The sequence below is a fragment of the Paenibacillus sp. NPDC101420 genome (genome assembly GCF_050277435.1).
In the GTDB taxonomy this organism is placed as follows: domain Bacteria; phylum Bacillota; class Bacilli; order Paenibacillales; family Paenibacillaceae; genus Paenibacillus_AQ.
In genome coordinates this window covers 1-21,769 of the sequence record NZ_JBNNSE010000002.1, presented here as the reverse complement: position 1 = coordinate 21,769, position 21,769 = coordinate 1, and the positions used below count along the sequence as shown (strand labels likewise).

The window sequence follows — 21,769 nt, the reverse complement described above, 5'->3', positions numbered from 1 at the left end:
AATGATTATTAAATATCCCCACTACATACAAGAGGCGAGAGCATAACGCTCCCGCCTGTCTAATACTCGCTATAGATTTAAGCAAATTTTTTGCTTACCCAGTGTCCTTTGGATACTTCTACTAATTCAAAGTCACTATCATTGCTCTTTTCGTTAGCAGAATAAATAGGACTACCAAGCTCATCATGCAAGTGAATACGTTTCTTGTTCACTTCAATTTCCGGATCCGGAATTGGAATAGCTGACAAGAGAGATTTGGTATAAGGGTGGATAGGATTTGCATAAAGCTCTTCACTTTCCGCCAATTCTACCATTTTACCCAAATACATAACTGCTACGCGATCACTGATATGTTTAACCATGGACAGATCATGCGCGATGAAAAGATAAGTCAATCCCAGACGATCTTGCAATTCTTTAAGCAAGTTTACGACCTGAGCCTGAATGGATACGTCAAGCGCGGAAATCGGCTCATCACAAACGATGAACTTAGGATTTACCGCTAACGAACGGGCAATCCCAATACGTTGGCGTTGTCCACCAGAGAATTCATGTGGATAACGAGTAGCGTGATCATGGTTAAGACCAACCATATCGAGCAGCTCTTCGATCCGTTTTTTACGTTCTGCACGACTGCCAGCCATCCCGTGAATGTCCAGTGCCTCGCCGATGATATCAGAAACCGTAAAACGCGGGTTAAGTGATGCGTACGGATCTTGGAAAATCATCTGCATGTCACGGCGCATTGCTTTCATTTTGTTAGAAGGCAATTTATAAATGTCTGTACCATTATATTTCACACTTCCGGCAGTTGGCTCATACAATCGAAGAATTGTACGTCCAGCAGTAGTCTTACCACAACCGGATTCCCCTACCATTCCAAGCGTCTCGCCCTCACGGATGGAGAAGTTAATATTATCAACAGCCTTAAGAACCTTGCCTTGACCTACATTAAAATATTTCTTAAGACCTTCTACTTCTATTAGGTTCTTACTCAAGAGTACTGCACCTCCTTGGCCATCGAATGCAGATTCCAGCAACGCGCCATATGCGTTTCGCTGAATTCTGTGGCGCCGGGATCGATTTGTTCGCAAACATGCATTGCTTCATTGCAACGCGCGGTGAACGGACAGCCGATCGGCGGCTTGATCAGATCTGGCGGTGTGCCGATGATCGGAATGAGCGGCTCGCCCTTCTTTTGGTCCAGACGCGGCATCGAGCGCAGCAGACCTTTGGTATATGGATGCTGTGGATTCTTAAAGATTTCCCATCTTGTTCCAGTCTCCACAACTTCACCGGCATACATTACAATTACCCGATCACACATACCGGCAACGACGCCAAGATCATGGGTAATCAAAATGATGGAGGTACCTAGTTTTTGCTGCATCTCTCTCATAACTTCCATGATCTGCGCCTGAATGGTTACGTCAAGAGCCGTTGTAGGCTCGTCCGCTATGAGTAAAGCCGGACGGCAGGCTAGCGCGATTGCAATCATTACACGCTGGCGCATACCGCCTGAAAACTCGTGGGGATATTGGTTAAAGCGAGCCTCAGCATTTGTGATGCCAACTAATTTGAGCATCTCAATACCTTGCTTTTTCGCTTCGGCCGCTGACATTTTCTGATGTTTAATCAAAACTTCAGTGATCTGTTTGCCCACTTTGATGGTTGGGTTCAAAGAAGTCATCGGGTCTTGAAAAATCATGCCAATATCTTTACCGCGAATGGATTCCATTTCTTTCATGCTTTTGTCTAGCAAATTTTGTCCTTGGAAAATAATTTCTCCCTTTTTCACTTTAGAGGGTGGGGAAGGGATCAACCGCATAATCGATTGTGCAGTTACACTCTTACCGCTGCCGGACTCGCCGACGATGGCAACCGTTTCACCTTTGCCAATTTCAAAATTCATACCACGGACAGCTTGCACTTCTCCGCCTTTAACAAAAAACGAAACATGCAAATCTTTGACTTGTAAAATAGGTTCCATCCATACCCCTCCTATTTTTTCAGCTTAGGATCAAGCGCGTCACGAAGACCATCACCGAAAATGTTGAAAGAAAGCATGGTTAAACTGATCAGAATGGCAGGGAACAGGAAGCGCCATGGATAGTACAACCAACCGGTGAGTGAATCGTTAATCATAGATCCAAGTGAAGCGATCGGAGCTTGTACACCAAGACCCAAGAAGCTTAGGAAAGCCTCTGCAAAAATTGCATTTGGTACAGAAAGTGTAATCGTTACAATAATCGGACCCACTGCGTTCGGCAGAAGGTGTTTGAACAACAGTCTCGCAGAACCTGCACCCATGGAACGGGAAGCCAATACGAACTCGCGATTCTTGAGCTGCATAATTTCACCGCGTACAATCCACGACATCGTAATCCAACCCGTAATGGTTAAGGCCAGGATGATGGTACCAAGACTTGGTTCAAGCACAACCAAAAGCAAAATTACAACAAGCAGATAAGGAATGGAGTACAAAATTTCAGAGAATTTGTTCATGATATTATCTACACGGCCGCCGAAGAAGCCCATAATACCTCCATAGATAACACCGATAAACAAGTCGATGGCTGCCGCAGCTAGACCAACGATCAAGGAGATCCGTGCGCCGTACCAAGTACGAACGAAAATATCACGTCCAAGATCATCCGTTCCAAACCAGTGATCGGAGGAAGGGGGCTTATTGGTATTCATCAAGTCATTGGAGTAATAGTTATATTTCGAGAATAAGGGAGCGATAATCGCTGCAAGCACGATCAAGCCTAGAATCCCAAGCGCGGTCATCGCCATTTTGTTTTGACGCAACCGTTGCCAAGAATCTTTCCAGGCAGAGAGACTCTCCCGCTGAATAACCTCGGCTTCTTTTTCATCTACACCGACTTTTTGAAAATCTTCCGGTTTTAGATTCATGTTCTTTAACAAGTTATTATCAGATGCCACTCTTTAGCCCTCCTTTCCTCCACTTAATTTCATACGTGGGTCAATCAATACATAAGCAATATCAGTAATGAAACGGGCCACCATAAGTAGTACACCATAGAAAATGGTTATCCCCATAATAACGGTATAGTCACGGACACCAATCGCTTCCACGAACTGTTTACCAATACCCCCAACACCAAAGATCTGCTCGATAACAACCGAACCAGTTACGATGTTAGCTGTCATAGGTCCCATGTAAGTAACAACCGGCAGGATACCATTACGAAGTACGTGACGGCTTAGAATAGCCATCCAGCTTAATCCCTTAGCCTTAGCCGTTTTGATATAATCCGCATTCAAAACTTCAAGCATACTTGAACGTGTCAAGCGCGCTATAAATGCTATTGGCTGTGCCGAGAGCGCTGCTACAGGAAGGAAATAATAGATTGGTCCTTTAAAACCTGAAACCGGTACCCAACCCAATTTGAAAGCGAACACATACTGTAATAATGACGCGACTACAAAGCTCGGAACCGCAATCCCCAGAACTGCCAACACCATCGCGGCGCTGTCAAGAAACTTTCTGTGATAGAGTGCCGCTAACATGCCGAGAAGAACCCCAACAATAACCGCCACAACAATTGCGACGAGTCCCAGCTTCAGCGACGCTGAAAAGGTTTGACCGATCAAATGTGATACATCTTGATTCAGGCGTTTCATGGATACACCCAGATCACCTTGGATAATATCACCTAAATACTTAAAATACTGATGAGAGAGCGGCTTGTCCAGACCATATTGCTCCATCAAACGCGCTTTAATTTCTGGCGGTACTTTTTTCTCAGAAGTAAACGGATCCCCTGGAATAGCTTTCATCAAGAAAAAAGTTGCTGAAATCAGTACAAATAATGAAACCAACATATAGAAGAATTTATTTGCGACATAACGAACCATCCCCATCACACCTCCTCCGACAAATTTTTTGAGAGCATTATATTGATTTTATGAAAAAAACGGATTTTTGTCCATTTTCTAAATATGTTATAAATAACAATAAATAACAAATAGACGGAAATACAAAAAAAAGGGATATATATGGAGTTCCACATATATATCCCGAAGTATTGTGTTACTTCAGTCAACTAACTATTCTGTTTAAATTACATGAGCTAAATCTTAGTGCTCAAGCAAGTATCCACGAGTCAAGTCAATTGCACCACTGAAGTCAAGAGTAACACCTTTGAGGTACTCTTTAGTCAGGGAGTTGTTAGTGTAGTAGTACAAAGGAATCAATACTTGATCTTGCTCGATGAGCAATTTCTCAGCTGCTGCAAACTTGTCTTGACGTACTTTCAAGTCAGTACTTGCTTTAGCTTCGCTGATCAATTTGTCATACTCAGGGTTAGCGTAACCAGTATCATTGTTACCGCCACCTGTTACCCACATATCAAGGAAAGTCATTGGATCATTGTAATCCGCAGTCCAACCAGCACGTGCAACTTGGTAGTTCAGGTTTTGACGGTTTTCAATAAATACAGCCCACTCTTGGTTAACGGTTTGTACGTCGATACCAAGATTGTTTTTCCACATATCAGCAATCGCCAAAGCGATTTTCTTGTGACCTTCACTTGTGTTGTAAGTCAAAGAGAATGTAGGCAGTTTATCCATACCTTCTTCTTTCAGACCTTCAGCAAGCAAAGTTTTAGCTTGTTCTAGATCTTCAGTGAAGTAGCTATCTTTAACTGCTGTACGGTACTCACCATCAGCACCAGCGATACCCGGAGGTACATAACCGAATGCTGGGAATTGTCCACCTTGTACTACATTGTCAATCAAAGCTTGACGGTTAATCGACATTGCAAGAGCTTTACGGATTTTAGCGTTTGTGAAAGGTTTTTCAGTGATATTGAATTCGTAGTAGTATACGGAAGCAATACCTTTACGGCTGAATTCTTTAGGAAGTTCTTTTTGCACGATTGGAATTTGTTCTGATGGAATTTCACCAGTTGGTCCACCGGCACGATCGTATTCACCGTTCTTGTAGCTGAGCAGTTCAGTTGCACCGCTGTTTACAAGGGAGAAGTCGATTTTGTTAAGTTTAATGGAATCTTTATCCCAGTATTTATCGTTTTTAGTTACAACAAGTGTTTGACCTGTAGTCCACTCAGTAAGAGTGAAAGCACCGTTAACGATCATAGTATCTTTGCTTGTTGCCCATTTTGGATTACTCTCAATGGATTTGTGTACAGGGTAATAAGTGTAGAAGGAAAGCAATCCAAGGAAGTAAGGAGTTGGGGCTTCAAGAGTAACTTCGAGAGTTTTCTCATCAACCGCTTTGACACCTACTTGACTGAAATCGGTAATTTCCTTGTTGTAGAACTTTTGAGCATTTTTGATGTAGTACAATTGATAAGCGTAAGGTGCAGCGGATGCAGCAGCAGGATCGAGCACGCGTTTCCAAGCGCGAACGAAGTCTTCTGTTGTTACAGGATCGCCATTACTCCATTGTGAATCACGGAGTTTGAAAGTATATACCAGACCGTCAGCGGAAACATCCCAGCTTTCAGCAACACCTGGTTCAGCTTGACCAGATTCAGCATTCATGCGAGTCAGACCTTCGTACATTGTTGTCAGGACAGTGTGAGCTTGGCTATCTTGAGCCAATCCTGGGTCAAATGTTGGAGGCTCAGAGCTTAGGTTGATTCTCAGTGTTTGGTCCGCAGCCAATTTCTCTTCTGTAGCCGCATTACCAGTTCCCGTGTTACCAGTGTTACCAGCATTACCTTTATTGCCGCTGTTCGCGTTGTTTCCGCCGCAGCCAGCAAGCACTGTGCCGATAACAAGTACTAATGCAAGCATTAGCAATAGACTTTTACTCTTCTTCATCTAGCAGTTCCCCCTAAATAGAATGTGGTATATGGTTTATGATTATACAACCAGTGGTCAAAAAAATCTAGTGGTATGTTTTCAGAAAATTCTTTTTTTATTAAAACTTTAAACTTTTGTGACGTTGCCGCTTCACCGGAGCAGTGGAACATTACATCGCTTGTGATATGTACTTAATTAGCCCTACAAACATAAATAATAAATATCCGACGCTCATAAAAAAGAAGGAAAGTCTCCAAACTGCCCGAAATAACCGCTTCCCATCTACTTTTCCTTTCAGTCGATTCTGAGCGCCGCCAATCAATCCAGTGGATATTAATACAATAAGTAGTATAAGATAAAACCCAAAACCGTTATTAAACAAGTTGTTAAATAATGCGGAGACCGATAATAATAAAAAAAATGTAGTCACGTCCATAGCGAGCATAAAAGTTTTCTTTTTATCTTTTTTTAACCCTCTTCCAATGAAATAAACAATTAAAAACGGTATTATTGGAATCAAACTTAAAGTACCGACCGAATTCATCAGCAATCCCATAGCTTCACCTCTCCTCCGAGATCATACCTATATTCCCTCAACTAATTGGCAGATCAAGCGATGTAAAGGAACCAATGTTCCAGTGCGTTCTGCCATTTCTACAAGACTTCCATTGATCCAATGAATTTCTGTGCTTCTTGAAGCTAGAACATCTGCCAGCATGGACGAAGTATTGCCAGCCGTTGTCCTGCACACTTTAAGAATGTTATCCCACGCATCATGATCATAAGTAATTCCGAAGGCATCATATACCATAGTAGCTTCTCTAAAAAGTTCTTTCATTAACTGCAGGCGCTCTTCTGAAGCAAGCAGTTCACCATTTGGAATACGCCAAATCGCTGTGAGCGGATTAATAACGGCATTGATTAGGAGCTTCCGGTAAATCATGGTATCCACTTCATTCGACAAAAAGGCTGAGAATCCTGCCATAATGAGAACTTCTATTAAATAATTCACTTGTAAATCAGTATGTATACTATGGGCTTGTCCATCCTTTAAGCTCCATTTCCCTATCCATACCTCCCCCGCACCTGCATGAATGACCTCAGTTAAAGACTTTCGCTTCGCAGCTTCTGTTGTTACGGCAGCATATAAATTAGCTTTCGGCAGCAAGTTACTGAGCATCTCCATATGTCCAATGCCATTTTGAAAACAAATGATGTGTACCTGTTGTTCCCTAAGAGGGGATAGAAATTCAGGTAAAACATTATGTAGTATGTCCTGTTTAACCGTTACTATGATCCAATCACTGGGCTCACGAAGATAGGCATCTGCAAATCCCTCTATTGGTGCGGACACAAATCGATCCCCCGAAATCGAAATCGGATCGCGCCCATCCTCATAGCTCACAGTTAAGCCCTCATCTTTTAATTTCCGGCACTGCTCTACCCCTCGACACCACAATCTCACTTCATTCCCGGACTGGGCCAGCCTCCCTGCCAAAAGCAGCCCAAGTGAACCCGCACCGATTATATCGATTTTCATCTGATCCTCCTGTTGATCTCAAGCGCAATTTTTCTAAGTATAGCCTTAATATACCAAGAAGAACCGCCGTTGTCGTCCTCCATAAATGACAATACAAAACCAAAACGCCCGCAAATGGCGCTAATAAAGCGAACCACTTACGGGTGTTTTAATTTGCCTATCTTTTATTCAATACGTTCTAAATTCCCATTCCCATCCATTTTAAAACGAGTCTTCATTTCTTCTTCTTCTTCGTTTAAGAAAGCTAGCCTACGCGCACGATCCATAATCTGAATTAAAGCTTTGTAATCATCATTGACTACCCGGTAGTCACTTTGAGCAAGATTAACCTCTTTTGACAACCGCTCATTCTCAGATCTTAATTCTGTTAATTCATCTTCCTTCTCGCGCAAATCTCTCTCCAGCATTTTCAGCTGGCGTCCTGCCTCCTGGATCGTACCTTTCCATTGTCTCAGGAAACGTATAACCGCATCAATGGATAATGTGTTTTCACTTAATCCTTCGCCTCGTCCGAATTCCTCATCGGTATCCCCGAGAATCAGACCCGCTACCTGCGCTCCTCTTACCGACGGTTGCTTTTTCAGGTAACTTCTCTTTTGACGTTGGCCTTTAGCGATTCCAATTGCACCTTCATAGCTTTTTCGAACACAGCTGTTCCAGCGGAATCCGCAAGCAGCCGACGTTCTGCCGATTTTCTCACCCACTTCTTCAAAAGCAGCAAGTTGTGTACTGCCCTCCCGAATGTGGCGCAAGGTTACTTCTGCCAGTATTAGATCATCTTCTGCACTCCAAGCATCCTGTCTAACGGCTGTCATCCAACCAAACCTCCTAACAACATCTTGAAATAACCATCTCCATAACCGACAGCTCTGCCGGGTAGTGAATAGGGATAAAAGCTGCTTACTCCATTTCTATGCTTCTCATAGAGTTCATAGAATCTATTTGATACTAAATTGTATTTCCATTATCTGCCCACATCATACGCTTTAAGTAATAAATTCTCTTTTTTCAAGCACTAATCACTTCAGTCAATTATAAAAATCACATTTTTTCAAGATTAGTGTATTTTTTTCAATGAATTCGTTTACACATTTTTACTGAACGGGTATAATAAGTCGAAGGAATATTCGTGAGATACATACTGGAAGGGGGACTCTCTCTTGGACCGCATGTTTCGGGTATTAGGTTTTTTTACATTGGCTATTGGATTGATGGCTTTCGCCGGAGGTCTGACAGAAATGGCCTTGCTTTTCTTTTTGCAAACCGCTTTTTTCGTAATTCTCGGTTATTTGAAGTTTACTGAAAAAACTTATGTCCTACTTTTCTGGGCATACATGATTTTGACTTTCACCGGTTTCAGCTATTGGACGATCTTTCAAATGGGTCTTCCACTATAAATTGCAGTACTCTCTTGAAGCGGATGAGGTCCTTATCTAATAAGGATCACTTCCGTTTTTTTGTTTATCAGTTAATATATTATATATGAGGTCCCCCAAATACCTGTGTACGCATTGAAGGATAGCCTCACTTTGTGGGGATTTTTTGTATGTATGCTATTTTAGAAGGGTTAAACATATTATTAGTACATACATATATCCATTCAGGAAGAACCGGTTTTGCCGTCTTTTACAGACAGTTTCCGTTTCTACGAGAAATAGAAGGATGATTTATGGAGTGAAACAGATAATTTCTTATCTTAAATTCAAAAAAAAGGTGGTGGTGTGGTGCGCTCCCGCAATGCCCAAAGCCGCATGATGGCAACCATACTAATTCTCTTCTGCTGTACATTATTTCCGTTACAATCTACGATGTACCTGTCTGCCGATCCTAGCGGTTCTTTTTTCAATTCCTCTATACCAGATAATGAAGAAACGCGTAAACTTCTGGAGCAGACTTTATCTTCCACAGAAATCGAACGGGAGATCATCAAGATTACAGCCGAACAAAAAGCGCTTGAAGAAAAGGTAGATTACCTAGAAGAGCAAGCTATCCAGAAAAAATCTGCCATCGCAAACCAACAAGAGCGTGCAGGTGCGGTCCTTCGTTCTTATTATATGGGGGATAGAGACGGTCTCTTGGCCGCATTTCTATCCGCGAAGAGCATTAGCAGATTTCTGGCACTATTTGATTATTATGAAATTATTATCGGAAATGACCGCAACATTCTCACACAATACGAGGACCAATATAAGGATCTAAAGAAGACCCTCCAGACTGCACAGCGCAGCTCGAAGGATCTTGCACAGCTGCGAACCGCTCTGGAGGAACAGAAAATTCGGGTAGCCGCGCTCAATAAAGAAATTGAAGGCGGGATTAAAGACAGTAGTGATCCTGATAATATGAGCGCTCTACTTCAAGAATTCACATTATATTGGGAGAATATTGGTTTGCGCGAGGTAAAGACCTACTTCAAAGCATTGTCTTCCGCAATGAATAAATTACCGCAGTTTGTCCAGAATCGAGAGGGAGTTCTTACTCGTAAGGGGATGACTTATGTTCTGAATCTGAAGGAAGAGGATTTAAACGAATTCCTTCAGTCCCAGAATAAGCTATTTAACGATTTCGCATTTCATTTTAATGACGGAACGATTACTGCCACAGGAAAAAGTGGTGCTTTAGCCCTTTCATTAACCGGTCACTACATCATACAGGAAGAACCCATCAATGGACTTATATTCCAAGTAGATCATGTTGTATTTAATGGTCTCGAATTACCTGACACCACTAGAAGAACACTTGAGGAGGAATTTGATTTAGGCTTTTACCCTGGAAAAATCGTTTCTTTCCTCCGCGCCACAGAAGTAGATAGTAAAGAAGGCGTCCTCCAAGTTAAACTTTCTATCTCATTCTAAGCCTTCCTTGATGAAATCTTTGTACCCGGCCGCATCCATTTTTCCTGTAAGCAGTAAGGATACTGCTTCAACAATCTTACTCCAGCCGCCTTGGAATTCGACCTCCGGGGCGGTTTCTTCTGTCAGTAATAATTCGACTCCAAAAGGAAGCCTATATTTGAAATCATGTTCTGAACGATATAGGACATCCAGCGCAGGCAGGCTTCCCGTGTTCTCCAGCCAATCCATTTGAGAATCCTCAGAAGTGATAAACGTCAGCCAATTCACGGCTTCCTTTGGATTTGGGGATTGAGCTGGAAGTGCAAAGGAACGGCTGTAATAAGATTCAATTCCTCTCCCGTTACTTGCGGTCAGTGGTGCTTCAGCAACTAAAGACGAATTCCCATGTTTTTTCCACTCAGATAGCGGTAGAGCAGCAACAGCAACGCTTCCGCTCTGAATCATATCCCAAACATCTTTGTTATATCGACTGGTAAGGTAAAAATAACTCCGAGCATTCTGAGTCCAATTTATCACTTCTTGGTTATCCGATAGCAAGCTGCTGTTCATACTCTCCATAACAGCGGACAATCCATATGGATTACGTGTATCCATTGCGAGCAAATATTTTCCTTGCTCTTTAAGCACATTCTGAAGCAACGTGTTCCACTGTTCCAGACTTCTTGGTAAGGTAGTGAATCCCAGTTCCGCAAGACGCTGTGGTGAATAAACAAGTACATAAGGGTCAATATCCAGCGGCACTCCCCAATTATATCCGTTCCATTGCATCCATGGGATTAACTGAGTTAACGGTGCAGTTCCCGGAATGCTCTGATACACATCCACCGGCAATAAATATCCACGTGTTGCCCAGTCGAGAATACTTCGTCCATCCGCCATAACGATATCCGTGCTATCCCCGATGGTTAGATCATGCTTCAAAACTTCGTCTGCATCCTCGCTATCAATATTTCTTAATATTACCTTTACTCCACTTTCTAAAGTATAACGATTGCTTAAAAGCTCCAGTTCATTGAATTCCTCACTATTTAACGATACTGTTATGCGCAGGCTATCTATAGTTCCCTCTTCCCCTGAAGAGGGGTACGTCGACTGACTTTGTGGTTTTTTCATAGGATGTGGGTCGTTATTGGTACTCAATTCCATACTGGGTGACAAGCTTGTCAGCGATAGTAGTAAAATTGCAAAAAGCAGCCAATAATTTTTGCGTTTCAGCACAATTCCCCACCTTCCACATGATTCGTCACCCCTATTTTACCAAACCAGCCGCTGCTTGTCTTTAGAATGTGAAAACGTTCTCTTTCTATTATATAGGGGAAACGACGAAGACAATTAAAAGACTGGGTGATCTTAGCGCTAAGGGCACTCCGTGTGCGGATTATTCTTCCGATCGCTGTTGTCTCCAGATTTATGGATTATATTCCTAAACGGTATAAATCCGGAGACAAAGGCGAGCGCTAACGCTTCTACAGAACAATTCCTCCCCCTCCGCTGACCGCGCTCAATCTAAAGCACCACAACCGTTAATTCCCTCCGCCGTTTTTGGGCGGGCAGGAAAAAGCCGGGAGCTTATGCTTCTCCCGGCTGAAAAGAGGATTGAAGGTTAGAGAAGATCCGCTGCCAATTGGGCTAGGCGGGAACGCTCGCCTTTTTCCAAAGTAATATGTCCGCTAATCCCTTGCTGCTTAAACTTCTCAACAATATAACTAAGTCCGTTACTCGCAGCATCCAGATACGGATGATCGATTTGCTCCGGATCACCCATAAGAATCACTTTGCTTCCTTCACCCGCTCTGGAGACGATTGTCTTCACCTCATGACGGGAAAGGTTCTGAGCTTCATCAATAATAATGAACTGCGCAGGGATTGAACGGCCACGAATATAAGTTAAGGCTTCTACCTGTATGCTGCCTAAGCCCATTAAGATTTTATCTATATCGCCAGCTTTTTTGGTGTCGAACAGAAACTCCAGATTATCATAAATAGGCTGCATCCAGGGTCTGAGCTTCTCATCCTTCTCTCCGGGTAAATAACCAATGTCTTTACCCATAGGAACTACTGGACGAGCAATAAGCAGTTTTTTGTATTTATGCTCATCCTCAACTTTGAATAGTCCGGCAGCAAGCGCCAGTAATGTCTTCCCTGTACCAGCCTTACCCGTAATGGTTACAAGCGGGATTTCATCATTGAGAAGCAGCTCCAATGCCATTCGTTGCTGAGCATTTCGGGCGCTGATCCCCCAAACTGAATCATTGCCCAGGTAAAGCGGCTCCAGACGGGTCGCATCACTATTCACTTTGAGAAGAGCTGATTTGCCCGTGCCTATCTCATCCTTGAGGATCACAAATTCATGAGGGTACAAGGGATATGACAACCCGAGCTGTTTAACCGTTAAAGAGCGGTGACTGTAATATTCATCAATCAATGCCGGATGTACCTGCAGAGATTGGTAACCAGTGTAAAGTTCATTTAAATCTCCAGTACGATCTGACAAGTAATCCTCTGGTGTAATTCCTAGCACATCCGCTTTAATACGGACCAGCACATCCTTACTCACAAGCACTACGGGACGCGGATCAGGCTTCTCTTTCTCTTCGATTAAATAGTTGAGAGCTACAGCCAAAATCCGATTGTCGTTAGATACCTCACCAAACATTTCCTGTACCTTCACAAAACTGCGATGGTTAAGTTCTACCTTCAGCTTGCCTCCATGCTCCAGCTCCACACCACTATGCAAATGACCTAGCTCACGAAGTCCATCGAGCAATCGGGAAACCGTGCGGGCATTTCGACCGATTTCGTCAGCGTTGCGCTTTTTGGAGTCGATTTCTTCCAGCACAACCGCCGGAATAACCACCTCATGCTCCTTGAAAGAGAAAATCGAATTGGGGTCGTGCAAAAGCACGTTGGTATCTAGCACAAATATCTTGTTCATATTATCCCCTCCACAGCGCCTGGTTTGATTGATCATACATAACTCTTTCCGCCAAGGGAAAAGATAAGGTACAGAAACGATCTTGGCTGAAAGGAGTAATCACATATGAGAAAATCAATGTGTCTGTTGCTGGTACTGCTGCTATTGACAAGCTGCGGTATCGCTAATAAAAAGACATCACCCTCTCCTCAGAATAAACAATCTGCGAATGCTGTAAAGGGTACGGGAAACCATGAGGTTCGGCAATTGGCCAACGATGGTGCAACTAATCCTAAGGCCACCTCAAAAGCTGGTCACACCGTCAGTGTTAAGGGCGAAAGTGAAATTGCACTTAAGGACCATTTTGAACAGTTGGCCAAAAGAGTTCCTGGTGTGAATGGTGCACACTGTGTAGTCATGAACAAGGTAGCCATTGTAGGTCTTGACGTAGAAGGTTCTCTAGACCGATCACGTGTTGGAAGCATTAAATATTCTGTAGCGGAAGCTATCCGCAAAGACCCTAGAAGCGTACGTGCACTTGTCACTGCCGATATGGATCTCTCCAGCCGCTTAGCGGACATGAGCCGTCACATCTCTCAAGGACATCCAATTTCCGGATTCTCATCCGAACTGGCTGATATCATCGGTCGAATCATGCCGCAGCTGCCAGAGGATACTAAGCCGATTAAAAATGCACAGTAGAGGACAAAAAAAGCCCAGTGATATTCTCACTAGGCTTTTTTCATGGCAGCAAATACTTGTCCGTCCAGCTTCTCAGCGGCACGTCCATCATAAACCTTTGCATATCTTGGGGCGGATTCAAGCTGCGCTCCATAAAAAAGCGCGTTACGCACCGCCATAATTTCAACATCAAAGCAGCACATCTTGAAAGGTACATCCTGAAGTGGATCCTGCTTTACAACGGCATTGCCGTTAATAGCATAGACAGTGCCCTCACCGAACACAGTGACGGTTACTAACGGGTTGACCTTCATGTTGTTCACGAGTCTGGAACGATGATCTACAGCCAGACGCACAGTACTAGGACTAACTGCATAAATCCACGAAATGGCCGTGGACGTTGGACCTCCTGATTCCGCATCAACTGTGTTGAGAAGAACAAAAGTTTCCGATTGCAGCATCGATAACAAGGTTTCGTTCAGCTGAGCAACGGCTTCGGACATAAGTACTGGCCCCCTATGCGGCGTAAATTCATTCAATTTATTATATTATAGCACAGGCTGAAACTTGCATTCAATTTTAGGGCGAAGTGTTATTAAGGATTTTAAGGTGCCTCAGTGGATTCTGAAGTGGAATTAGCAGAAACTCCTGCTAATCGATCCTGCAAGCTTTTCTTGGCAGCCTCAAGCTCCTCATCATTAATATATACATACGGACTTCGCCACGTTCCAGTCACGGGCTTGAATTCGATATCATCTTTGGAAATCTTCCAATAAGTCGCAATCATATCTTTAATCTGCGAATTTTCGATATCAGTCTTCATATTACTATCCACTGCGTCAAGTACCTTGCCTATTTTTAATACTCCACCAAGCGATTGCATCTGATCCACCAGTGAATGAAGGACCTCATTCTGACGTTTGTTCCGATCAAAATCGTCTGAACCCTTAGTCTTAGGCTTGCAATTAGATTTACGGTATCGCACATAATCTAGCGCTTTATCTCCATCAAGCTCCGCCGGACCTTTTTTCAAATTGATATTCGTACCGTCGACGCTGTCTGTATAACACATATTATCGCTAATGTTGACTTTGACTCCACCAAGCTCGTCCACCACATCGCGGAAGCCTTGAAAATCCAGAATCGTTGTATAATCTACGTCAATATCTAGATATTTCCCCATCATTGTCTTCATCTCATCTTCTGCCAAAATACCAGAAGAATCTTCTTTCCCCTTAAAGCGAGCATAGAATTCGTTAATCTTCGTTTGCTTGTATCCATTGAGCTCAACTAAGGTATCGCGTGGAAGAGAGACAATGGTTGCTGATTTTGTCTTAGGATTAAGCGCTGCAACCATAATAACATCTGTCAATCTAGATTGATGTTTTGGTCTATTATCCGTACCCAGGATAAGCATCGTCAGTGGTTTTTCTGTAGCCGAATGTCCTGGGGCAACCGTTCCTTTACTACCTGCATTAAAGACCCCATTTTCAAGCTTCCAATACAGATAGCCCCCGTAGCCCAATACGCCAAGAATCGCAATAATGAGTAAGGTTAACAGGATTCTAACTAATCTGCCAAAAAAGCCTCTCTTTTGCGGTTTCTTCTTTTTTTTCTTAGGAGCACCCTTCACAGGCTGTTTTCTATTATTCGGTTGTTGACCACTTGCTCGTGGAGGTAAACTGCTGTTTCGTGTACTCATAGTAGAATAAAGTCCTCTTCATTTCATTTGGAATTAAAATTGCTACACTTAAATAGACGTTGCATAAGCAGTAAAAGTTTCGATTACTGTCTTTTTGCTGCAGCTGCAGCCTTTCTCTTCTGTCGAGCTTCTACGATATAACGTATCCGTACCATCAGCATTAATCCGACGGCGACCAGCAGACACTGAATGATCGGTAGCTTATCATGTTGAAAAATGAGGAGCATGCCGGAGCCGATTGCCATCATTATGTACAGCATAATCTCTTTGCCAATCGATAACTTTTGATTCACACGAAATACCTGATTATACACAAATGTAAGCAATATAAAAATAACAATATAAGCGACGATTGGATGCTCAGCAAACCAGACTTGCATAGATACCGCACTCCTCCCAAATTTAAGATACGTTTACATTATATCATCAGTAAGGGAAGTTTTTGTTATAAAAAAAACCGCCGAAAGTTAAACCTCCGACGGCTCTTTACTATAATAAGCTGATCTTACGCGTTTGCTTGTGCCATTTTACGTTGCTTCTCTACACGTTCGCGTTCGCCTTTGTTCAGAATCTTTTTGCGCAAGCGAATGGATTTAGGTGTGATTTCACAATATTCATCATCATTCAAATATTCAAGTGCGCCTTCCAAAGAGAAGGTACGTGGTGTCTTCATTTTTACAGTATCGTCCTTACCTGAGGTACGCATGTTGGTAAGTGCTTTTTCTCTACAGATGTTAACGATAATATCGTTATCACGGGTATGCTCGCCTACGATCATACCTTCATAAATTTCTGTACCTGCATCCAAGAAGAGAATACCACGATCCTCAACGCCCACTATTCCATATTGTGTTGTTGATCCAGTCTCACTGGCTACAAGCACACCTTGATGACGTCCGCCAACTTGACCAGCAACCAGTGGAGCGTAGCTGTCAAAAGCATGGTTCATAACGCCGTAACCACGTGTCAAAGTCAAGAAGTAAGTGTTGTAACCAATCAAACCACGTGCAGGAATCAGGAACTCCAGACGTACTTGACCCGTACCGTTGTTAATCATGTTGACCATTTCGGCTTTGCGAGTGCCCAGACTTTCCATAACAGAGCCCATGCTTTCTTCAGGAATGTCAATCATAAGACGCTCAAGTGGCTCCGATTTAACACCATCGATTTCTTTAATGATTACTTGTGGTTTAGAAACTTGCATTTCATAACCTTCACGACGCATATTCTCGATCAGAATACCAAGGTGAAGCTCACCGCGTCCAGAAACGATAAATGCATCAGGACTATCCGTTTCATCCACACGCAAACTCACATCTGTCTCAAGTTCTTTAAAGAGACGCTCACGCAGTTTACGGGAAGTTACCCATTTACCTTCTTTACCAGCAAAAGGACTGTTATTCACAAGGAAAGTCATTTGCATCGTAGGCTCGTCGATCTTAAGAACAGGCAGTGCTTCTGGATTCGCTGGATCAGCAATGGTCTCACCAATGTTAATGTCCTTGATCCCTGCGATAGCAACGATATCCCCTGCGCCCGCTTCTTCTGTTTCAATACGTTTTAAACCTTGGAACCCGAACAATTTCTCAATACGTGCGGTTTTACTCTTACCGTCACGCATAATTACAGTTACAGATTGACCTTGTTTGATCACACCGCGGTTTACACGGCCAATAGCAATACGACCCAAGTATTCGTTATAATCCATCAACGTTACGAGGAATTGAAGCGGGTCTTCTACACTTTCAGTTGGAGCTGGGATATGCTCAACGATTGTTTCGTAAAGTGAAAGCATTGTCTCATCTTGCTTCTCAGGAACCATGCTTGATGTACCATTAAGAGCAGATGCATAGACAACCGGGAATTCCAATTGTTCGTCATTTGCTTCAAGTTCGATGAACAAATCGAGCACTTCATCAATAACTTCCTTAGGACGAGCAGCTGGACGGTCAATCTTGTTCACGACAACGATCGGTGTAAGTTTTTGTTCCAATGCTTTACGCAGAACGAATTTCGTTTGCGGCATGCAGCCTTCATAAGCATCAACAACCAGCAATACACCGTCAACCATTTTCATAATCCGTTCTACTTCGCCACCGAAGTCAGCGTGTCCAGGTGTATCCACAATATTGATCAAAAACTCTTTATAAGTAATTGCTGTATTTTTAGCTAGGATTGTAATTCCGCGTTCCCGCTCGATATCGTTAGAGTCCATAGCGCGTTCTTGTACGTGTTCGTGTGCGCTGAAGATCCCCGATTGCTGAAGAAGCTGATCGACGAGTGTTGTTTTGCCATGGTCAACGTGGGCAATGATCGCAATGTTGCGAATATCTTTTCTTGAATGCATGATTTGTATCCAAATCCTCTCATTTATCAAATTAAAACTGTTAAAATTCTTAGCATGTCACGGCAGTCTCACAAAAGAAGCGCCAGGCAGAAAGCCGACGCTTCAACATAACATTAATATTATAGTGAAAGCACTATGAAAAGCAAGTCTTTTTATGAAAAAAACAGTTGGCAAATTCCGTTTTTTTTCACAAGATCCAACATTAATTAACTTCGATACCATCTATTTCGGCCACGAGTTCTACCCCGACCTGTAATCAGCCAAATTCCTGCCACGATGAATACAATACCAATTAGATAGATCACACCCGTACCCATAAGACTGAAAATACAAAGCGCTATGCTTAGAACGCCTAATATTACAGCAATTGCAGATAGTCCCCCTGACCGTCTTGGAGAATTTATGGAATATTCATACAGACCTACGGCAATGCCGAGCAGAAGCACAGGCCATAAATATTTCATAAGCCCCCATCCCCATATATTGCAAAGACCAAACAATAAACCATATACCGTTAATATTCCCGCGGGAATCAATACTGTTGCCGAAGCGCGGCGGCTAAAAAATAACATATGTAGAACCAATCCTGGAAGTAAAATCACTAGCGGCCAAAGGGCTCGTCCCAAAAATCCGAAGACCCCCAGCTTACCGAATAAAATCAAGACGCCCGCAGCTACAATGAATATACCTAGTCTCATGTCATTCTTGGAAGACATCCTTCACCCATCCCTTCAAATTCACGTCTACCTCATTACCTTGCCGTCTCATACCCAGAAAACGACAGGATTCTTATTCATATATTATCTGAAACATACACAAAATGCCATCACTGACCATGCAAAATATCCCCACAAAGTGGCGCTTTGCTTCGATGCGTACTCAGGTACTTTGCGGGGGCCCCAAATATATACTTTCTGATACGCAAAAAAAGGACGGTTCCAATTTATGGAGATGTCCTTGTAGTATTGCCTTTTATTGCAATTTATTAACCTACTGATGTTGTTCTTCGTTTAACTGCTCCTGTAACAACTACTAATATTCCTAAAGCGATCGGCAGTATGGAATGCGTGGATGGGAGCAAAAAGGAGAGCATTGTCCCTAATTTTGCATCCTGAAGCATCATATCACCTGCTGTAAAGGCTAAAATATAAGCGCCGATAAATACGAGTATCGGAAATCTATGCAGCCACCCCACAATGAGGCCACTTCCCCATACTACAATCGGAATGCTGAGCGCAATCCCGATGACAATTAAAGCCAAATCCCCTTTGGCTAGACCGGCAATTGCCAGGACATTATCAAGACTCATAATAAAATCAGCCACGAGAATCGTTCGGATGGATTTCCATACGGAGGATGTTTCCGCGACTCTAAGGTCCTCCTCTTCTTCCAGCAGCAGCTTGAACGCAATCCATAGCAGCAGAATTCCTCCTCCAGCCTGGATATAAGGGATTTTCAACAGTAATACCGCAACAAAAGTTAGCAAGCAGCGCAGGATAACAGCTCCCGCAGCTCCCCACCATACCGCAATCTTCCGGTGCTTCTCCGGAAGGTCCTTACTGGCCATCGCGATGACCATAGCATTATCTCCACTCAGCACAAGATTGATCATCAATATTTCACCAAGGAGCAATAATGATTCCATTCGCTTTTACCTCCCCGAATCACATGTAACTACATGTATGTTCGGAAGTGACAAGCTATGCTTCCTGTCCAACTTTTTTTTGAGGATGAAAGCATGTATGCCCCTTTTTTTGCGTATACAAAACTAAGCATATCTTCGTGCTCATCTTAACTAACTTTAGGGGTGACTATGCCTTGAATACATCCATATGGGAGTTTGTATTATCACTGCTCAATATTATTTTTCTAGATCTCATTCTGGCGGGAGACAATGCCATAGTCATCGGACTTGCAGCGCGTAATTTGCCGAACAGCACTCAAAAAAAAGCAATTGTGCTTGGAACAGCAGGTGCCGTCGTATTACGGATTTTCGCAACGGTTCTGGTTGTATGGTTATTAAAAATCCCTTGGTTACTGCTGGCAGGCGGGATTTTACTTATTCTAATTGCCTATAAGCTGTTAACAGATGAGAACAATTCAACGAATATCAAGGCTGGTCAAAGCTTAGGGGCCGCTGTGGGTACAATCATTCTAGCCGATGCTGCGATGGGGCTGGATAATGTCATCGCCATTGCGGGAGTCGCTAAGCACAATATCTCTCTAGTTGTCATAGGACTCTTAATCAGCGTTCCAATTGTGGTCTGGGGAAGCACTCTCTTTATTAAATTAATCAACAAATATCCATGGATTATTTATATTGGCTCAGCAGTCCTAGGGTTTACAGCCTCAAGCATGATTACAGATGAGCAGCAGCTATCCCCATTTTTTGAGAAGCATCCACTATTGAGAGCTCTGTTTATATTTGTGATCATTGTTGGCATCTTAATTGGAGGACACTGGAGACGCCAATCAAGCCATAATAATTCAAAAAAGCTGCCTCAACCGTAGATGTTGCTACGAATGAGACAGCCTTTTGTTTATAATATTAGAACCATTCTTCCTGTAATCCAGCTTGAGCACTTACTACATCTTTAGGCTTCTCATCTCCATACGGAGTGATCAGCACAGTCTCCGTAGCTTCAATCGCTGCGTCCAGCAATGCAGAATATCCAGGTAGCGTAGCTTCAATCTTATCTACAATCCGTAAATTCGGATTCGTTGTAGGTGATTTAGGTACAAATAATGTACAGCAATCCTCATAAGGAAGAATTGACAGGTCATAGGTGCCGATATTCTTAGACAGCTCTACAATATCACTTTTGTCCATCATTACCAGCGGACGTAAAAGAGGAAGTTCTGTCGCACGACCGATCACATTCATACTTGGTAACGTCTGGCTAGCAACCTGTCCAAGACTTTCACCGGTTACAATTGCGAGGGCACCCTCACGTTCAGCAAGCTGTGTAGTAATTCTCAGCATAGCTCGACGCATCAACGTAATAATCAGATTATCCTGACCTATTCCGGTAAAAGATGTCTGCACCTCTGTAAAAGGTACTAAGTGTAGCTTGATGACTCCCGCATAACGTGACAATACCCGCGTAAGATCAACCACCTTTTGCCGGGCAAGCTCACTCGTATAAGGATAACTATAGAAATGTACGCACTCCACTTCGAGTCCACGACGCATGGATGACCAACCGGCTACAGGACTATCAATGCCTCCGGACAGCAATAACATCGCTTTTCCATTCGTACCAAGCGGAAATCCACCAACACCAGCAATATTTTCACAAAATATAAAAGTATGACCTTGACGAATTTCGACTTTCAGCTCCAATTGAGGTGACTTTACATCCACAGTAAGTCCGGAATAGCCTTGCAGCAGTGGTGTCGAGACTAGCTTATTCATCTCCATGGAGCCATAAGGGAACTCTTTCCATACCCGGCGTGCATTAACTTTAAATGTAGTTCCCGGTGCAGGAGCGATGATCTCCAAAAAATGACGGCTGACAGCCACAATATCCTCGAGATCTGACTTGGCCACCTTTACCGGACTGACAGAAGCGATTCCGAATACATTCTTCAATGCTTCTACCAATGGGGCAGCAGTTTCTCCATTCAGTTCCACGTAAATTCTTCCAAATTCTTTGGTTAGAACCACCTTTGGATATGGCTTAATCATTTCTTTCACATGACGTAGTACCGTTTTCTCAAATCTGGCACGGTTTTTGCCCTTTAATGTAAACTCCCCGAAACGCAAAAGCAGCATATCGGCATAATCAATACTATTGGCACTGCCTTTAGCAGATTCTTGATTCATCACACTCATTAGTTACTTCATACCTCCTTCAGCAATCTTTAAAGCTCGTACCGCAGTAATTAGTGCTTTCTCAAGCGCCGCGACATCATCTTCAGTGTGACTATCACCGAA

21 protein-coding genes are annotated in these 21,769 nt (G+C 43.1%); 4 read left to right on the top strand and 17 right to left on the bottom strand.

Annotated elements, in window-relative coordinates:
* Positions 1–77: 77 nt before the first annotated feature.
* From ACQKMP_RS08900 to ACQKMP_RS08865, 8 genes are all read right to left on the bottom strand, one after another.
* The gene (locus ACQKMP_RS08900) at positions 78–998 is read right to left on the bottom strand and encodes an ABC transporter ATP-binding protein (RefSeq protein ID WP_042190873.1); all 921 of its coding nucleotides are present in this window, start codon (positions 996–998) and stop codon (positions 78–80) included.
* Complete coding sequence (locus ACQKMP_RS08895) at positions 995–1,990, bottom strand: ABC transporter ATP-binding protein (RefSeq protein WP_042190876.1); 996 nt, start codon at positions 1,988–1,990, stop codon at positions 995–997. The genes ACQKMP_RS08900 and ACQKMP_RS08895 overlap by 4 nt, the downstream gene beginning before the upstream one ends.
* Positions 1,991–2,001: 11 nt before the next feature.
* Positions 2,002–2,916 (bottom strand): ABC transporter permease, encoded by a 915-nt coding sequence (locus tag ACQKMP_RS08890; protein ID WP_042194363.1) that lies wholly within the window; start codon positions 2,914–2,916, stop codon positions 2,002–2,004.
* A gap of 33 nt (positions 2,917–2,949) precedes the next feature.
* Positions 2,950–3,882: an ABC transporter permease gene (locus ACQKMP_RS08885; RefSeq protein WP_042190878.1), complete on the bottom strand. Its 933-nt coding sequence runs from the start codon at positions 3,880–3,882 to the stop codon at positions 2,950–2,952.
* Positions 3,883–4,104: 222 nt separating this feature from the next.
* A complete protein-coding gene (locus ACQKMP_RS08880) occupies positions 4,105–5,814 on the bottom strand; it encodes a peptide ABC transporter substrate-binding protein (protein WP_042190881.1) in 1,710 nt (569 codons plus the stop codon).
* 151 nt (positions 5,815–5,965) lie between these two features.
* Complete coding sequence (locus ACQKMP_RS08875; RefSeq protein WP_042190883.1) at positions 5,966–6,352, bottom strand: DUF3397 domain-containing protein; 387 nt, start codon at positions 6,350–6,352, stop codon at positions 5,966–5,968.
* Between the two features lie 27 nt (positions 6,353–6,379).
* On the bottom strand, positions 6,380–7,336 hold the full coding sequence (locus tag ACQKMP_RS08870; RefSeq protein WP_427469232.1) for a ketopantoate reductase family protein: 957 nt from the start codon (positions 7,334–7,336) through the stop codon (positions 6,380–6,382).
* Between the two features lie 164 nt (positions 7,337–7,500).
* Positions 7,501–8,151 (bottom strand): RsfA family transcriptional regulator, encoded by a 651-nt coding sequence (locus ACQKMP_RS08865; RefSeq protein WP_042130271.1) that lies wholly within the window; start codon positions 8,149–8,151, stop codon positions 7,501–7,503.
* Positions 8,152–8,496: 345 nt separating this feature from the next.
* On the opposite strand from ACQKMP_RS08865, the gene ACQKMP_RS08860 reads away from it, so the two are divergent.
* Both ACQKMP_RS08860 and ACQKMP_RS08855 read left to right on the top strand, forming a co-directional pair.
* A complete protein-coding gene (locus ACQKMP_RS08860) occupies positions 8,497–8,733 on the top strand; it encodes a DUF2626 family protein (RefSeq protein ID WP_042130273.1) in 237 nt (78 codons plus the stop codon).
* 327 nt (positions 8,734–9,060) lie between these two features.
* Complete coding sequence (locus tag ACQKMP_RS08855; protein ID WP_427469231.1) at positions 9,061–10,188, top strand: coiled-coil domain-containing protein; 1,128 nt, start codon at positions 9,061–9,063, stop codon at positions 10,186–10,188.
* Here ACQKMP_RS08855 and ACQKMP_RS08850 read toward each other — a convergent pair.
* A complete protein-coding gene (locus tag ACQKMP_RS08850) occupies positions 10,180–11,406 on the bottom strand; it encodes an extracellular solute-binding protein (RefSeq protein WP_427469230.1) in 1,227 nt (408 codons plus the stop codon). The two genes, ACQKMP_RS08855 and ACQKMP_RS08850, sit on opposite strands and share 9 nt — an antisense overlap.
* A 385-nt stretch (positions 11,407–11,791) precedes the next feature.
* Entirely contained in the window at positions 11,792–13,123 is a 1,332-nt protein-coding gene (locus ACQKMP_RS08845) for a PhoH family protein (protein ID WP_042190890.1), read from the bottom strand.
* Positions 13,124–13,228: 105 nt separating this feature from the next.
* Between ACQKMP_RS08845 and ACQKMP_RS08840 the strand changes: the two genes are divergently transcribed.
* Positions 13,229–13,804, top strand: coding sequence for a YhcN/YlaJ family sporulation lipoprotein (locus ACQKMP_RS08840; protein WP_042190892.1), 576 nt, complete (start codon positions 13,229–13,231; stop codon positions 13,802–13,804).
* Between the two features lie 29 nt (positions 13,805–13,833).
* Here the strand turns inward: ACQKMP_RS08840 and ACQKMP_RS08835 are convergent, their stop codons facing one another.
* From ACQKMP_RS08835 to ACQKMP_RS08810, 6 genes are all read right to left on the bottom strand, one after another.
* Positions 13,834–14,286 carry a pyridoxamine 5'-phosphate oxidase family protein gene (locus ACQKMP_RS08835; RefSeq protein ID WP_042190894.1) on the bottom strand — a complete coding sequence of 151 codons (453 nt, stop codon included), beginning with the start codon at positions 14,284–14,286 and terminating at the stop codon, positions 13,834–13,836.
* 101 nt (positions 14,287–14,387) lie between these two features.
* A complete protein-coding gene (locus ACQKMP_RS08830; RefSeq protein ID WP_042190896.1) occupies positions 14,388–15,485 on the bottom strand; it encodes an LCP family protein in 1,098 nt (365 codons plus the stop codon).
* A gap of 83 nt (positions 15,486–15,568) precedes the next feature.
* Positions 15,569–15,865, bottom strand: a complete 297-nt coding sequence (locus ACQKMP_RS08825; protein ID WP_042190898.1) for a YlaH-like family protein — start codon at positions 15,863–15,865, stop codon at positions 15,569–15,571.
* A 125-nt stretch (positions 15,866–15,990) separates the two neighbouring features.
* Positions 15,991–17,832, bottom strand: coding sequence for a translational GTPase TypA (gene typA, locus ACQKMP_RS08820; RefSeq protein ID WP_042190900.1), 1,842 nt, complete (start codon positions 17,830–17,832; stop codon positions 15,991–15,993).
* Between the two features lie 206 nt (positions 17,833–18,038).
* Entirely contained in the window at positions 18,039–18,548 is a 510-nt protein-coding gene (locus ACQKMP_RS08815; RefSeq protein WP_042190902.1) for a hypothetical protein, read from the bottom strand.
* A 269-nt stretch (positions 18,549–18,817) separates the two neighbouring features.
* Entirely contained in the window at positions 18,818–19,477 is a 660-nt protein-coding gene (locus ACQKMP_RS08810; protein WP_427469228.1) for a TerC family protein, read from the bottom strand.
* 173 nt (positions 19,478–19,650) lie between these two features.
* On the opposite strand from ACQKMP_RS08810, the gene ACQKMP_RS08805 reads away from it, so the two are divergent.
* Positions 19,651–20,343, top strand: a complete 693-nt coding sequence (locus ACQKMP_RS08805; RefSeq protein WP_427469227.1) for a TerC family protein — start codon at positions 19,651–19,653, stop codon at positions 20,341–20,343.
* A 37-nt stretch (positions 20,344–20,380) separates the two neighbouring features.
* On the opposite strand, the gene thiI is transcribed toward ACQKMP_RS08805, so the two are convergent.
* Positions 20,381–21,667, bottom strand: coding sequence for a tRNA uracil 4-sulfurtransferase ThiI (thiI, locus tag ACQKMP_RS08800; RefSeq protein ID WP_231573334.1), 1,287 nt, complete (start codon positions 21,665–21,667; stop codon positions 20,381–20,383).
* Between the last annotated feature and the right edge of the window lie 102 nt (positions 21,668–21,769).